The sequence below is a fragment of the Neoroseomonas lacus genome (assembly GCF_014644535.1).
Lineage (GTDB): Bacteria > Pseudomonadota > Alphaproteobacteria > Acetobacterales > Acetobacteraceae > Neoroseomonas > Neoroseomonas lacus.
In genome coordinates this window covers 167,953-181,940 of the sequence record NZ_BMKW01000010.1, presented here as the reverse complement: position 1 = coordinate 181,940, position 13,988 = coordinate 167,953, and the positions used below count along the sequence as shown (strand labels likewise).

Annotated in this window: 12 protein-coding genes; 4 read left to right on the top strand and 8 right to left on the bottom strand. The window is 69.7% G+C overall.

What is annotated here, in order from left to right:
* Positions 1 to 354 precede the first annotated feature (354 nt).
* Together IEY36_RS20175 and IEY36_RS20170 are read left to right on the top strand one after the other, a co-directional pair.
* Positions 355 to 1,344, top strand: a complete 990-nt coding sequence (locus tag IEY36_RS20175) for an isopenicillin N synthase family dioxygenase (RefSeq protein ID WP_188970109.1) — start codon at positions 355 to 357, stop codon at positions 1,342 to 1,344.
* Positions 1,345 to 1,551: 207 nt separating this feature from the next.
* The gene (locus IEY36_RS20170; protein WP_188970107.1) at positions 1,552 to 3,138 is read left to right on the top strand and encodes an ABC transporter substrate-binding protein; all 1,587 of its coding nucleotides are present in this window, start codon (positions 1,552 to 1,554) and stop codon (positions 3,136 to 3,138) included.
* Between the two features lie 63 nt (positions 3,139 to 3,201).
* Here IEY36_RS20170 and IEY36_RS20165 read toward each other — a convergent pair whose 3' ends face one another.
* Positions 3,202 to 4,155 (bottom strand): LysR family transcriptional regulator, encoded by a 954-nt coding sequence (locus IEY36_RS20165; protein ID WP_188970105.1) that lies wholly within the window; start codon positions 4,153 to 4,155, stop codon positions 3,202 to 3,204.
* Positions 4,156 to 4,292: 137 nt separating this feature from the next.
* Here IEY36_RS20165 and IEY36_RS20160 point away from each other — a divergent pair, with 137 nt between their 5' ends.
* On the top strand, positions 4,293 to 4,688 hold the full coding sequence (locus tag IEY36_RS20160) for a hypothetical protein (protein ID WP_188970103.1): 396 nt from the start codon (positions 4,293 to 4,295) through the stop codon (positions 4,686 to 4,688).
* 58 nt (positions 4,689 to 4,746) lie between these two features.
* On the opposite strand, the gene IEY36_RS20155 is transcribed toward IEY36_RS20160, so the two are convergent.
* The 7 genes from IEY36_RS20155 to IEY36_RS20125 all read right to left on the bottom strand — a co-directional run bounded on the left by IEY36_RS20155 (position 4,747) and on the right by IEY36_RS20125 (position 11,900).
* Entirely contained in the window at positions 4,747 to 6,126 is a 1,380-nt protein-coding gene (locus tag IEY36_RS20155) for a serine/threonine protein kinase (protein WP_188970101.1), read from the bottom strand.
* Positions 6,127 to 6,236: 110 nt separating this feature from the next.
* Positions 6,237 to 6,980, bottom strand: a complete 744-nt coding sequence (locus IEY36_RS20150) for a metallophosphoesterase family protein (protein ID WP_188970099.1) — start codon at positions 6,978 to 6,980, stop codon at positions 6,237 to 6,239.
* A gap of 124 nt (positions 6,981 to 7,104) precedes the next feature.
* The gene (locus IEY36_RS20145; RefSeq protein ID WP_229681448.1) at positions 7,105 to 8,967 is read right to left on the bottom strand and encodes a polysaccharide biosynthesis/export family protein; all 1,863 of its coding nucleotides are present in this window, start codon (positions 8,965 to 8,967) and stop codon (positions 7,105 to 7,107) included.
* Positions 8,957 to 10,144 carry a capsule biosynthesis protein gene (locus tag IEY36_RS20140; protein ID WP_188970097.1) on the bottom strand — a complete coding sequence of 396 codons (1,188 nt, stop codon included), beginning with the start codon at positions 10,142 to 10,144 and terminating at the stop codon, positions 8,957 to 8,959. The genes IEY36_RS20145 and IEY36_RS20140 overlap by 11 nt, the downstream gene beginning before the upstream one ends.
* A complete protein-coding gene (locus tag IEY36_RS20135; RefSeq protein ID WP_188970095.1) occupies positions 10,113 to 10,751 on the bottom strand; it encodes an ABC transporter ATP-binding protein in 639 nt (212 codons plus the stop codon). Before IEY36_RS20135 ends, IEY36_RS20140 begins: the two co-directional genes overlap by 32 nt.
* 4 nt (positions 10,752 to 10,755) lie before the next feature.
* Positions 10,756 to 11,550, bottom strand: coding sequence for an ABC transporter permease (locus IEY36_RS20130; protein ID WP_188970093.1), 795 nt, complete (start codon positions 11,548 to 11,550; stop codon positions 10,756 to 10,758).
* Complete coding sequence (locus tag IEY36_RS20125) at positions 11,547 to 11,900, bottom strand: DVU3141 family protein (protein WP_188970091.1); 354 nt, start codon at positions 11,898 to 11,900, stop codon at positions 11,547 to 11,549. Before IEY36_RS20125 ends, IEY36_RS20130 begins: the two co-directional genes overlap by 4 nt.
* Positions 11,901 to 12,107: 207 nt before the next feature.
* Between IEY36_RS20125 and IEY36_RS20120 the strand changes: the two genes are divergently transcribed.
* The gene (locus IEY36_RS20120; protein ID WP_188970089.1) at positions 12,108 to 13,982 is read left to right on the top strand and encodes a capsular polysaccharide export protein, LipB/KpsS family; all 1,875 of its coding nucleotides are present in this window, start codon (positions 12,108 to 12,110) and stop codon (positions 13,980 to 13,982) included.
* Positions 13,983 to 13,988: the final 6 nt, after the last annotated feature.

The following is a 13,988-nucleotide window of genomic DNA, read 5'->3' as shown; positions in this document are numbered from 1 at the left end:
TTGGTGCTGGGCATGGAAGGCATTCTGCGCCGGCGGCACGCGCTCCGTGCGCGGAGGCGGGTTTCGGCGTCTTCCCTGACACTGGTGCCCGGCTCCAAGTCGAGGTGTCCAGAGGCCCTTCAGCCTTTGGTGGGGAGAGTCCGAGAGGGGCAAAGCCCCTCTCGTTCCGGCCGGTACCGGACTGTCAAGGCAGACTCCCAGCCGCCCCTTGACCGGAGCGGTGCAGCCTGCCGTCCGCTTGGGCAAAGCCTGTCCCGGCGGGCGAAATATCCGCGGAATGTGAGGGGCTGGCGTCTTCGCGGCCTGGCAAAGACGGGCCTAGCATCGCCTTGCCGCAACGCGAGGAGGGCGACGATGAGCACGACCGTAGCAACCAACCTGCCGGTCCTGGACATCGCCCCCTACATGGCCGGCGAAGCGGGCGCCGCCGAGAGGCTCGCCGCCGAGCTGCGCGAGATCAACGAGACGATCGGCTTCATGACCATCATCGGCCATGGCGTGCCGGCCGAACTCACCGCCGCCACCTTCGAGCAGGCCGCGCGCTTCCATGCCCTGCCGACCGACGACAAGCTCGCCGTCAAGGTGAACCTGCAGATGCAGGGCTACCTGCCGATGCGCGGCAGCACCACCCGCACCTCGACGCTGTCCACCAACAACAAGCCGAACGAGAACGAGGCCTTCTTCATCAAGCGCGTCGTCGGCGAGCCCGGCGACAATGACGGCCGCTGGCCCGCCGACCTGCCGGGCTTCCGCGAGGTGGCGCTGCAATACTACGACGCGATGGACGACCTCGCGCAGAAGCTGATGCCGCTCTACGCGCTCGCCCTCGGCCTGCCGGCCGACTACTTCGCCGACAAATGCGACAAGCCGCTCACCGGCCTGCGGCTGACGCACTACCCGCCTGTCGCCTATGGCTCCGATCAGTACGGCATCGCGCCGCATTCGGATTCGAGCTTCATCACGCTGCTCGCGCAGAACAAGGTGCCGGGCCTTCAAGTCAAGACGCGCGACGGCAGCTGGATCGACGCCGAGGTGATCGAGAACAGCTTCGTGGTGAATACCGGCGACGTGCTGCATCGCTGGACCAATGGCCGCTTCCTCTCGACCCCGCACCGCGCCTTCAACACCGCGCCGACCGCGCGCTACGCCATCCCGTTCTTCTTCCACCCCAATCCCGACACGCTGATCGACTGCCTGCCCGGCTGCGAAGTGGCGGGCGAGGCGCCGCGCTACCCGGCCATGACGACCGAGGAATACATGGCCTGGTTCCGCGGCCGGAACTACGACCACGTCCGCAAGGAGAAGGGCGAGGCACCGGAGCAGCCCGCCGCCGCGGCGGAATAAGCGGGAGCAGACCGCGCCCGGCCGGACTCAGTCAGGCGCGTGAAGATCCCCGATCAAGCAACGACCTGGAGCGGGCCGCGTGAGCGCGACCGAACGGAAACCGCTCCAGCGCGCCGCGATACCTGACCGCCGGCGGAGCAACAGCCCCGCCCAACAACGACAAGCGCACCACATGGCTTCATTCGCGTCCGTCATGGAGCTCGCCTGATGAGTTTGCGCCGCCTTGCCCGCATGCTGGCCCTCGCCCCGATGCTTCTCGCCACCGCGCCCGGGGACGGGGCGCATGCCCAGGGCCGCGTGCTGCGGGTCTCGCTGAACACCGAGCTGCAGGTGCTCGACCCGATCATCACCACCATCAACGCGACGCGCGTATTCGCCTACATGGTGTACGACACGCTGGTGGCCATCGATGCCGATGGCAACTACCACCCGCAGATGCTGGAAGGCTGGCAGGTCAGTGACGACCGCCTGACCTGGACCTTCACCCTGCGCGAGGGCCTTGAGTTCAGCGACGGCAATCCGGTCACCTCGGACGACGCCGTCGCCTCCATCCGCCGCTGGTCGCAGCGCGAGGCGCTCGGGCGGCTGATGATGCAGGCCGCGGAAGGCTTCCGCATCATCGACGCCAGGCGCTTCGAGCTGAAGCTCAACCGCCCCTTCGGCTTCGTCATCGAGGCGCTGGGCAAGCCCGGCCACCAGATCCCCGTCATCATGCCGGCGCGCCTCGCCGCGCTGCCGGCCAGCACGGCGGTGCCGGAGGTGATCGGCTCCGGCCCCTTCCTGTTCCGCCGCAACGAATGGCGCCCCGGCGACCTCGCCGTCTTCGACCGCAACCCGCGCTACCGCCCGCGCGGCGAACCGGCGAGCGGCCTGGCCGGCGGCAAGGTGGTGCGCATGGACCGGGTGGAGCTGCGCTCCGTCAGCGACCAGTCGACCCGCGCCGCTGCCCTGCGCACCGGTGAACTCGACTATCTCGAGATCGTTCCCGGCGACTACGTCGAGCCACTCCGCCGCGACCGCAACATCACCGTTCCGCAGATGAGCGGCCTCGGCCAGATCATGTCGATCATCAACATCAACCACGCGCAGCCGCCCTTCAACGACGTGCGCATCCGGCGCGCGCTGCAGGCGGCTATCGTGCAGGAGGATGTGATGGCCTCGCTCGGCCTGCCGCGCGACATGTACATGACGGAGTGCCGTTCGATGTACATGTGCGACGCGCCGGGCACGACGCAGGCAGGCACGGAGATGTTCCGCCAGACCGGGCCGGAGGCCGCGCGCCGAATGCTGCGAGAGGCCGGTTACAACAATGAGCCGGTGGTGTTCCTGCATGCCGAGAGCTCGGCCATCCTGAACCCGACCGGCCTCGTCATCGCCGACCAGATGCGCCGGGCCGGCTTCAACGTGGATCTGCGCACCTCGGACTACGCGACGGTCGCGCAGCGCCGCTTCAACCGCGGACCGGTGGACCAGGGCGGCTGGTCGGTGGTGCCGCTCATCTGGAACGGCATCGACCTGGTCAACCCGCTGTCCAACCCGGGCACCTCCTACAATTGCACCGACTATTTCGGCTGGTCCTGCGACGAGGAGACGACCGCGCTGCTCACCCAAATGTCGGCAGCCGCGACGCCGGAGGCGCAGCGCGCGATCGCCGACCAGCTCCAAACCCGCTTCCATGTCAATGTGAACTGGGTGTTGGGCGGCCAGTTCCAGGGCCCGCCGGCCTACCGTTCCGACCTGAAGGGCTGGGTGCCATTCGCCTTCCCGGTCTTCTGGAACATCGAACGGCGCTGAGGGACCGTCGGGAAAGCCGGCACCGGATGTGGAGAGGCGCCATCGGACGCCTCTCCGGCCCCGCTACTTCGGCGAGGTCGCCTGCGCCAAAAGCCCGTCCTCGATCGCCGCGCCCTGCATTTCGCGGAACACCAGGGCGCGCAGCCAGGCATGCCCGGCATCGCGCCGCCGCCCCTCATGCCAGACCGACCAGATCGGCACGCGGATGGCGGGGCCGGGGATGTCGATGATGACCATGCCGAATTCCATCCTGGCAATGGCCGCCATGCTCTTGGGCAGCACCCCGAGATAATCGGTGCGCGACACCACGAAGGGCACTTCGAGGTACTCGCTGACGATCAGGCTGCTGTCGATCACCAGGTCCCACAGATGCTGGGACAGTACCTTCAGCCGCCGATGCGCCGCGCGGCGCTGGCAGCGGACGAATTCCTCCTTCTGCAACTCCGCCCAACTCATGTTCGGATGCGCGCGCGGGTGGCCGGCGCGGGCGGCGATCACCAGCCCATCTTCGAAGATCCGCCGATTGACGAAGCGGTCCTCCTCGGCCGGCACCCAGTCGACCGCCATGTCGAGCGAGCCCTCGCGCATCAACGCCGGCGCGTCGTCGGCCAGGGTGCGCGTGTCGAAGCGCAGCCGCACCTGCGGCGCCTCCGCCAGCCCGGCATCGCGGATGCGCTGGGCATGGACCGGGCCCATCGGGTGCGGAATGGCGATGCGGAAGCGCCGCGTGCTGGTCGCCGGATCGAATCCGCGCGCCTCATCCACCGACCGCCGCAGCGATTCGAGCGCCTGGTGGACCTCCGGATGGATGCGGTTGGCCAGCGGCGTCGGCACCATGCCGGTCGGCGCGCGCAGGAACAGATCGTCCCGGCAGGCGTCGCGCAGCCGCGCCAGGGCATGGCTCGTGGCCGACTGACTCAGCCCGAGCCGCTGCCCTGCTCGCGAGACCGAGCGGGTTTCGTAGAGAGACTCAAAGACCAGCAATAGGTTGAGGTCCATGCCGCGCAACGACGTCATCTACTTCCCCCTTCGCGCGGCCTTCACGGCAGCATGCATGAAACCAAGGACAGCAATGCACGCCTTTCGCTCGGGATTGGCGCGCGCGGCCGCTATGGGTCCGGATCCCTTCAGAAACGATCTGGACCCTAACGACTGTGTTCTTCAAGACCAGGATGCGCCGCCTGCTGCGCGGCATGATCGAGGCCGCAGCACCGCCCGGCCTGCGCCCCGACCACGGCGCGACCGTCGCACGGGCGCTGGTGCTCGAACGCGCCGCCATCGCCTTCGGCCTGATCTGGCAGGGACTGTCCCCGGCCCAGGCCGCGCTGGTCGTCATCCATGGGGCGCGCGCCCTTGCCGGCCTCGGCTCGGCCGAGGCCGACCGGCTCGCCGGGGCGGCGGCGCGGTTTGCCGCGCAACACGGCCTGGAGGCCTTCTCGGTTGCCATCGCGCAGGATGTCCTGCACATCGAGCGTCTGCGGGCATTGCGGCGCCAGGGCCATGCGGCCCGCGCGCCGTCCGGCGATGGACGCCTGCCAATGCTGGCCTGATGGACGGATGAGCGGCGAGTCGAGTGGCGCATTGCCCCCCGGCTTCCGTCCGTGCCGCTCACCCGCCCCGGCTGACCCGCACCACGGTCACGTTACACGGCGCCTCGGCGGCCACCTTGCCGGAGACGCTGCCGAGCAGTCGGCGCGACAGCGACCCCGCCCGCGCGCCGAGCACCAGGTGGTCCACACGGTTTGCCCGGGCGTAGTCGAGGATCGCATCGCCGACATCGGCCGCTTCAAGCACATGGAAGGTCACCCGTCCTACCTCAAGCCCGATTGGCCGTGCCCAATGCTGCAACTCGACCAGCCGCTGCACATGCCGGTTGCGCCCCTGATCGTCGATCGTCGTGTCCAACGTCAGCAGGGCCGATTTCAGCACGTTCAGGCAGGCAACCCGCGCGCCGGGCCGGTTGCCCAGCAGCCGCACCACCTGCTCCCGCAACGCGCCTTCCAGCGCCGCATCCATCAGGCCGAAATCCACCGCGACGGCAATGATCGGCGCCGAGCGCACCTGCCGCGCGGTGGCGAAGGCGCGCGGTTCCGCCGTCCCGGGCCGCAGCCGCCGGCGCAACACGGCGAAGAAGCTGTCGCGCCGCATCTTCGCCGCGCGCTCGGTCAGCACTACCTGTTCGGGGTGGCGCAGGTCGAAGGCGAGCTGCGCCGCGGTCGGATACCGCCGGTCGGGCTTCACCTCCAGGCAGCGCAGGATCACCTCCTGCAACCACGGCGGGAAGGATGAACGGCGCCGGCGCGGCGGCACCGGGTCGCGCCACAGCCGGCGCTTCACCCCGCGCAGATGCTGCGGCTCGCCGAAGGGCAGGTCGGCGGTGGCGTATTGGTACAACACCGCACCGAGGGAGAAGATGTCGCTGCGCGGGTCGTTGCGGATGCCCAGCGCCTGCTCCGGCGCCATGTACGGCACGGTCCCGTAGGGCAGGCGGAACTCCTCCGCCATCAGGTCGGGTAGCTGTTCATGGTGGGCGAGGCCGTAATCGACCATCACCGCCTCGCCGCCCTCACGGAACAGGATGTTCGCCGGCTTTACATCCAGATGCACCACATGCTGGTGATGCAGGTCATCCAACGCATCGGCGATCGCCGCGCCGACCCGCGCGACCTCCTCGGCCGGCAGCGGCATCTCGCGCATCCGGCTACTGAGCGGGCTGCCCTGGATGCGCTCCATGACGATGTAAGGATGCGCCTCGAAGCCGCCCATGGCGATGAAGCGCGGCACATGCGGTCCGGTCAGCCGCGGCATGATCATCTGCTCCATCTCGAAGGAGACGATCGCCGCCGGGTCCTCGCCCTCACGCAGCCGCGGCACCTTCATCAGCATGGGCGGGTCATCCGCATGCCGCGTGACGCGGTAGAGCATCGCCATGCCGCCTTCGTGCAGCGTCTCCGCCACCGTGAAGCCGTCGATCCCACGCGCCGGCATGGCGGCGGCTAGCGCGGGTCGCCTTCGGATGGCGCCATCCGAAGGCCTGACGATGCCCGCCCGGGAATGCCCAGGGCAGTCGGTGCGCGCGCCCGTGAATCCATCATGTCCTAGCGCCCGACGAACAGGCGTTCGGCGAGCCCGATGGGCAGGCCGGCGGCGCGGATCTTCTCCGCTGCGCTGGCGACATCGTAGGGCACGCGCAGCCAGGTCGCCTGCAACGGTGCTGTATCGACCATGATGTAGCAGGCCGAGGGGTCGCCATCGCGCGGTTGGCCCACCGCGCCCGCCACGGCAAGCCACGCCCGGCCGCGCCCCAGCGGCACCGGTGCCCCGGCGATCGGCCCGAAGCCGACGAGCTTACCGGTGTCGCCCAGGCTGTAGAGCGCCGGCTTGTGGACATGGCCGCAGAAGGTGGTGTGCGCCTGGGTGGCTTCCATGCTGCGCCGCGCCGCCTCGGCGTCGGTCACATAGCGCCACCGGTCGGGGGCGGAGGCCTCGGCATGGACGTAGAGCCGCCCCTCCTCCTCGATTATCAGCGGCAGGGCAGCGATGAAGTTGCGATGCTCCGGGGTGAGCCGGTCGCGCGTCCAGGCGATGGCGGTCGCGGCCATGGCGTTCATGCCGCCGGGGCTGTCGGCCACCGCCGCCTCGTCATGATTGCCGAGCAGCGCGACAGCACCCCGGGCGACTTCCTTCATGGCGAGGTCGAGCACGGCTGCAGGGTCGGCGCCGTAGCCGACGAGATCGCCGAGCAGCACGATCCGTTCGGCCCCGCGCAGCCGCGCATTGTCCAGGCAGGCGCGGAACGCTTCGAGATTGCCGTGGATGTCGGAGAGGAGGGCGATCCGCATCCTGGCCTCGCTGCCGCTGTCTGGAGCAGGTCCCGGTCAGGCGGAATTACCTGACCGGGCCGAGATGCTCTCTAAAACAATAGACTAGAGGGGATTTCGTGAACCGGAGCGAACGGAATCATGTCTAGTTGTTGATGAAGACACGCGCGGCCAGCGCCACCTGGAACAGCGCCGTCACCAGGTCCCGCCCATACAGCCAGACCTTCGGGTCGAGATACGGCAGCGCCACCAGCTCATCGCCCGGCTGCGGGCTCTGCTGCGGGCTCAGCGTCGCCGCCCCCGAGGGGCGGCGGATCATCAGCGTGGACATCGACCCGCGCGGCGTCAGCCCGCCGGCGGCTTCGAGGAACTGGTCCGTGGTCATGCCCGGCCGCCAGACCACCGCCTGCGGAAAGACCACCTCGCCCTGCACCAGCACGGTGCTGGAGAGCTCCGGCACCACGATGATGTCGCCATTCTCCAGCCGCAACGGCATGCACTGCCCATTGGCGCCCACCGCCACGATGCGTCCTTCCGGCTGCACCCGGCGGGCACGCGAGATGTATTGCGTGACCAGCGCGGCCTCCTGGGAGCGCGCCTCCGAGATGCTGGTGGTCGCCGAGGGGGCGAGGAACAGCTGGCGTTCCAGCCGGTCGAGCGCCTCGTCGATGGTGCGCTTCTGCTGCAGCGCGAGGGAGGGCCGCAGCAGGAACACACCCTCGGTGTTGGCGAGGCCGGGCTCGACGGCGATGTGGTCGAGGATCTGGCAGAAGGTGATGTCACGATCCGCCACCAGCACCGACGGGTACAACCGGCTGCCCTCGACCGAAACGCGGATGGTGCGTGCCGCGACGTCGGCGACGAAGGTCACCGTGTCCTGGTCCTGCAGCGTCTGGCGCGACAATTCGGCGATCGGCATGTAGCGCGAGAAGGGCTGCGCATTGCGCACCCCGCGCAGCACGGCATTGGTCGCCGCCGGCAGCGGCCGCGCCAGCTCGATCAGGTCGCGCCCGGTCAGCGAGGCGCGGCTGGTGCTTTCGAACAGGTAGTTGTTCCGCACCGCGCCATCGGCGCCGATCATCGCGCGCTGGCGGCCGACCACGACGGTGTCGCCTTCCTGCAGGCGCAGGTTCGGCAGCGTCCCCTGCAACAGGAAGCGATAGAGGTCGATGGTGACGACCGTTCGGCCGCCGCGGTTGACGGCGATCTCGCGGAACGAGCCGCGGCCGGGGTCGATGCCACCGGCGCGGCCGAGGAAGTCGAGCACGCTGTCCGAGGCGGTGCCGGCATAGCGGCCGGGCGCGCGCACGAAGCCGGTGACGAACACGCCGATGCGCTGGGTCGACAGCACGGTGGCATAGACCTGCACCTGGGAGGTGTAGACCTTGCGGATCTCGCCCTCGACCACCTGCTGGAGGTCGCCCACGCGCACGCCGGCGACCATCACCGGGCCGATATTGGGCAGGAACAGGTTGCCGGCGGGGTCGATCTGGCCGACCAGTTCGGAATCGACCGCACCCCAGGCGCGGACCGAGACGCGGTCACCCGGCGCCAGGATGTAGTTCGGGTTCGGCGCATCCGAGGATGTCTGCCCCTGGCCGGTGAACAGCGAGGCGCCGAACACCGCGGTGGCCGGCCCGGTGACGCGGGCCTGGTCGCCGAGCGGCGCCACCAGCGACGGCCCGCCCTCGGCCTGGGTCGGGCTGCCGACGCGCTCGGTGCCGCGCGACTGGCCGGGGATATCGGCGAGGGAGCGCCGGTCGAACACGGTCGGCCCCTGCGAGGCCGGCGCGCCCGCGGGCGCCATGACCGGATTGGACGGCAGGCCGGACTGCGACTGGACGAGGGTGGGGAAGCCGGGCAACTGGCCCGGCACGCCGGGGATGATGCCCTGGGCCGGGATGCCGCGCGAGCCGAGGCTCTGCGCCGCCGCCGCGCCATCGGGCACGCCCGCGACGGCGAACACCGCGACCAGCAGCGCGAGGCCGCGCCTGATGTCAAACCGCATGTTCACGCATGCCCGCGACAAGAAGCCCACCGATGCCGAAGGCCACCGAGAGGCCGAGGAAGATGCTGCCCACACTGATCAGTTTCCGCGGATAGAGGGGATAGACGGCTAGGTTCGGTTCAACGACCCGCGAGAGGTACATCTGCTGGCGCTGCGCCTCCATCCGGGCCACTTCGAGGCTGGCGGTGGCGGAAGCGAGCTGGCGGTCGGCGAACTCGCGCTCCAGCATCAGCCGTTCGAAGCCCGCGAGCTGCTGGGAGAGCGCGCCGCCGCCCTGGGTGCGCCGCGACCGTTCGGCGGCGATCTGGCGTTGCAGCGCCTCGATGCGGTTGCGCGTGGTCTGCAGCGCGACGTTGTCGGGTCGCATGAAGGCTTGCCGCTCGCGCAGCTCGGCCTGGGAGGTGACAAGCTGGCCTTCCAGCGCGGCCATGGTCTGCACCGCCGCCTGGACCGCGCCGGAGCTGTCGAGTTCGTGCTCCCGCTCGCGGAAGCGGGTCAGCGCCTCGCGGCTTTCGAGGACGCGGCGCTCGGCGACCTCCACCTCGTGGCGGGCAATGCGCAGCGCATCCTCGCGGGCGCGTTCGGACAGGCTGTTGATCAGGTCTTCGGACAGGGTCAGCAGGGTGGTGGCGATCGCCTTGGAATCCTCGGGCGTGAAGCTGCGCACCCGCAGCGTCATCACGGCGGTCGAGCTGTCGAAGGACACGCTGACCATGCTGTTGAAGTATTTGGTCAGCCGTTCGGGGTCGGTGTTGTGCAGCCGTGCCAGGAAGTCTGCGTCCTCGCGCCCCCAGATATGCTCCAGGTTGAGCTTTTCATTGGTGCGCATCGCCGCGTCGTGGGAGGTGAGGAAGTCGCGCACGCTGTACGCTTCGGTGCTGGAGCTGCCGCCGCCCACCGCGGCGGAGAGCACGGTCCCGAGGGAAAGCTGCGGCGCATCGGCACGGGAGCGGACGACGAAGCGCGCCTCGCTGACGAACTGGTCGCTGGCGAAGGCATAGAAGTAGATCGTCGCCAGCAATGTCGGTGCCAGCACCCACCAGGTGAAGGGGTGGCGCAGGAAGCGCTTCAGCCGCGACTTGGGCTTGGGCGGCGCAACCTGCGTCGCTTCGCTCCATGTCGGCTCGACCTCCGGGGCGGGCGCCTCAAAGGCTATTGTAGGTGGCGAGAGCTTCATCGATGTCTTCGTAGAAGGTAAGGGTGCCTTGATCCAGCACGGCGGCGCGGTTGCACAGCTGGCGGACCAGGGATGGCTGGTGGGTCACGATGATCAGGCCTGCGCGCTGAAGCCGGGCGCCGAAGGCGCGGCCGAACTTCGTGTCGCCGACGGCCAGCGCCTCGTCCACCAGGAAGCAGTCGAAGTCGATCGCCAGCGAGATGGCGAGGCCCAGGCGTGAACGCATGCCGCTCGAATAGGTATGCACCGGCATGTTGAGATATTCGCCGAGTTCAGCGAAATGCTCGACGAAATCAACGGTCTCCTGTACCGGCCGGTCATAGATGCGGGCGATGAAGCGCGAATTGTCTGCCCCCGACAGCGCCTGCTGGAACCCCGCCGCGAAGCCGATCGGCCAGGACACCGACATGCTGGAACGCACGATGCCCTGCGTCGGCGCCTCGACCCGGCCCAGGATGCGCACCAGCGTCGACTTGCCGGTGCCGTTGCGCCCCAGCACGCCGACCCGCTCGCCTTTGCGGAACACCGCGTTGATGCCGCGCAGCACATGCTTGCGCCCGACATTCATCGGATAGGATTTGTGGACGTCGATGAGTTCCAGCGCCATCGGCCTATTCCAGCCCGATGCGCGGGCGCGCCAGCCGCAGCCCGGCCAGACCGAACAGATGCGGGATCAGGATCCACCCCGCCACATAGGTCAGGTCGTAATTGGCGCTGAAGCGGTCGCCGAACTGGCCGTCGCGCAGCAATTCGAAGATGTGGACGGTCGGCACCCACACCACGATCTCCTGCATCCAGTCCGGCAGCCATTCCACCATGAAGAACAGCCCGCTGAAGGGCAGCATCAGGTAGGACATGGCATGGACCAGGCGGTCGATCCCTTCCCATTCGCTGGTCGCAGCACCGATCACAAGCGCCACCCCCTGGCCGAGGAGCAGCATCAGCCCCAGCGCGCACATCATCTTCACCGGTGAATCGGGCGCCTCGCCACCCAGGGCGATGCCGACGATGGTGAAGACGAACATCACCCCCGAGCAGGCGACGCCTTCAATGATGTGACGGGCGAAGAACATGTCCGGCAGCGTGACCTGGCGGTGAAAGAGCAGGCTGCGGTTCGACGCGATGGTGTTCCCGGCACGGTTCATCAATCCGCGGAACAGGAAGAACATGACATAGCCGATCGAGAAGAACTCGAAGCTGTTGCGCGCGCTGCTTCCATTGCCGCGGATGCCATGGATCAGCGAGATCATCGCGCCAAGCAGCAGCGGCTCGAAGAACACCCACAGGTAACCCAGGCGGTGGCGTCCGAACCGCGTGTGCATCTCGCGAATGATCAGCGCCCCGATGACGCGGACCTGCTGCCGGGCGCAGTCGATCAACAACGGTCCGGGCGCGGACCCACTCACGGCCGCCCCGAGGTTCCGCGGATCAGTGGCCGCGCCTCGCGCCAGCCGGTTCCCGCGCCGCACAGCAGCCGGCTGTCGGCGCCGGTCCCGCTGCCCATCTGCACCTCGCGGCACTCGCTGCCGCTGGCCGCGGCATAGGACCGCACCAGACGCAGCTGCACCGTCTGTCCGGTCGAGGGCAGGGTTACCGTCTCCTGGGCGCCCGGGCCGGCGCTGGCGGCGAAGGCGACCACGGGGTCGGTGATCGGCGCCAGGGGACCCTGCGCCCCCTGCACCGGCGCGTTGCCCGTCTCCGCGCAGCCGGCGAGCAGCAGCGCAAGGCCAGCTAGGCCCATCATCGATCCGCGCATGCCACCATTCTCGCCAAGGCTCATCCGACAGACACCTCAAGGTTCGCCGATGCAGCAAACTAGCCTTTCGAGCCGAACTACGCAAAAACAAGGCGCTCGCGACCAGCTTACAGATTCGAATTGTGAATCGCGCAGGCGTGACCTAGCCGCTGGTACGCAGCCTAAAACGAAATTACAACCAGGACGTGTGTAATCTGGCGCGACGCGATGGACGCTGATCGACGGTTGCTGGTGCCTTTCGGCCTGTTTCGCCGCTGGCCGCACCTGCCGGCCTTCTGGCCCTGTGAGCCGCAGCGTGGCGCCGCCATCGCGATGGACCATGATTGCCTGTTGCTGCCGGGCAACAGGCCAACGCCAATGGCCTGGGGCGGTGATGTGTTCCGTGTCACCTCCGGCCCCTTCGCGGCGCCCGCCTTCGCCGGGCGCCGCGTGCCGGCCATCCTGTTCGGCGCGCTGGCGGCCGACCCGCTTGCCGCCGCTCTCGCCACCGCCGCGCCCGATACTGCCCGCGCCGCCGGGCTCCGGCCCCTGCTGCGCGCGGCGCGGCTCGGCGGCCCGCCTGGCCTGCCCGACCCCGGGGCGGCCGCCCTCGGCACCGGGTCGGGCGAGGCCGTGCTGGTCCTCGACCCCTGCGACCCCGCCGCGTCCGAGGCGACCTGGGCGATGTGGGCCACGGCCCGCGCCGAGGCCGCCGGCCGCCCCGTCATCGCCTGCCGCGCCCCCGAAGCCCCGGCTGCCGCCCGCCCGCTGCTGCCCGCCACGCGCCCCGAGCGCCTCGACCCCTGGAGCCTGATCGACGCCGCCGCGCGGCTTCACGCCATGCCCGGCCCGACCGCGCTGCTCGCCACCCTGGCCGGGGTCGCGGTGTCCACGCCCGCCGGCACCGCCCCCGACGGTCTCGCCGCCCTGGCCGCGCTGGCGGCGGCCGCGCGCTGCGCCGACCCGGTCCGCGCTCGGCCCATCCCGATCGAGGAGGCCATCGCGTTGCTCGGCGCCTGGCGCGCGCAGGAATCCGCCAACCGGCGCATCGCCGTCTGCGTCGGCATGTCGTTCTGGAAGCGTCGGCGCATGGCCTCCGCCCTGGCCTCCGCCGCCGGCCCGCCCGCCTTCGCCCGCACCACCCGCGCCGCCATCGCCGAAGCCGCCCGCCGTGACGGCGCCATCGCCGTGTGGTCGAGCCGCGCGCCCCCCGGCCTCGAACCCGCTGCCCGCGCCGCCGGCATCCCCCTGCTGTGGGTCGAGGACGGCTTCATCCGCTCGGCGGGCCTCGGGGCGGGCTTCCTGCCGGCCGCGTCCCTCTCGCTCGACAGTCGCCGGCCCTATTACGACCCGGCCGGGCCGAGCGACCTCGAAATCCTGCTCGCCACAGCCGACTTCCCGCCGGCGCTGCTCGCCCGCGCGGCGGCCCTGCGCGCGGCGCTGATCGCCCGCGGCGTCACCAAGTACAACCTCGGCGGCGAGGCGCCGGTCCTGCCCGCCACCCCCGGCCGCCGTCGCATCCTGGTGCCCGGCCAGGTCGAGGACGACCTCTCGGTGCTGCGCGGCGGCGCCGGGGCGGTGCGTGGCAATCTCGCCCTGTTGCAGGCGGTTCGTGCCGAGGATGTGAACGCTTTCATAGCCTTCAAGCCACACCCTGACGTAGAGGCGGGGTATCGTCGTGGTGCAGTGCAGCGCGACCAGGCCGCAGCACTGGCCGACCTGATCCTGGATCACACCCCGATGGCACCGCTGCTGACCCAGGTCGATGAAGTCCACACGCTCACCTCGCTCACCGGCTTCGAGGCCTTGCTGCGGGGGCTGCGCGTGACCTGCTGGGGCCAGCCCTTTTATGCCGGCTGGGGCCTGACCGAGGACCGTGCCCCGATCCCGCGGCGGAAGCGGCGCCTCACTCTCGACCAATTACTGGCTGGTGCACTGATCCTCTATCCCCGCTATCACGACCCGGTGACCGAACTGCCGACAACACCGGAGGCCCTGCTCGACCGTCTCGCGGACCCTGCCCCGTGGCGCGGGGGCGTCATCGCCCAACTGCGCCGCTGGCAAGGTGCGGCGATGGCCCGCCTGACGAAGGGCCGGGGATGAGCGCGA

Excerpts from the sequence above, each read along its gene's own strand:
- IEY36_RS20150 (WP_188970099.1), bottom strand. The coding sequence starts at position 6,980 with ATGCGGATCGCCCTCCTCTCCGACATCCACGGCAATCTCGAAGCGTTC.
- IEY36_RS20145 (WP_229681448.1), bottom strand. The coding sequence starts at position 8,967 with ATGCGGTTTGACATCAGGCGCGGCCTCGCGCTGCTGGTCGCGGTGTTC.
- IEY36_RS20140 (WP_188970097.1), bottom strand. The coding sequence starts at position 10,144 with ATGAAGCTCTCGCCACCTACAATAGCCTTTGAGGCGCCCGCCCCGGAG.
- IEY36_RS20170 (WP_188970107.1), top strand. The coding sequence starts at position 1,552 with ATGAGTTTGCGCCGCCTTGCCCGCATGCTGGCCCTCGCCCCGATGCTT.
- IEY36_RS20175 (WP_188970109.1), top strand. The coding sequence starts at position 355 with ATGAGCACGACCGTAGCAACCAACCTGCCGGTCCTGGACATCGCCCCC.
- IEY36_RS20155 (WP_188970101.1), bottom strand. The coding sequence starts at position 6,126 with ATGCCGGCGCGTGGGATCGACGGCTTCACGGTGGCGGAGACGCTGCAC.
- IEY36_RS20135 (WP_188970095.1), bottom strand. The coding sequence starts at position 10,751 with ATGGCGCTGGAACTCATCGACGTCCACAAATCCTATCCGATGAATGTC.
- IEY36_RS20125 (WP_188970091.1), bottom strand. The coding sequence starts at position 11,900 with ATGCGCGGATCGATGATGGGCCTAGCTGGCCTTGCGCTGCTGCTCGCC.
- IEY36_RS20165 (WP_188970105.1), bottom strand. The coding sequence starts at position 4,155 with ATGACGTCGTTGCGCGGCATGGACCTCAACCTATTGCTGGTCTTTGAG.
- IEY36_RS20120 (WP_188970089.1), top strand. The coding sequence starts at position 12,108 with ATGGACGCTGATCGACGGTTGCTGGTGCCTTTCGGCCTGTTTCGCCGC.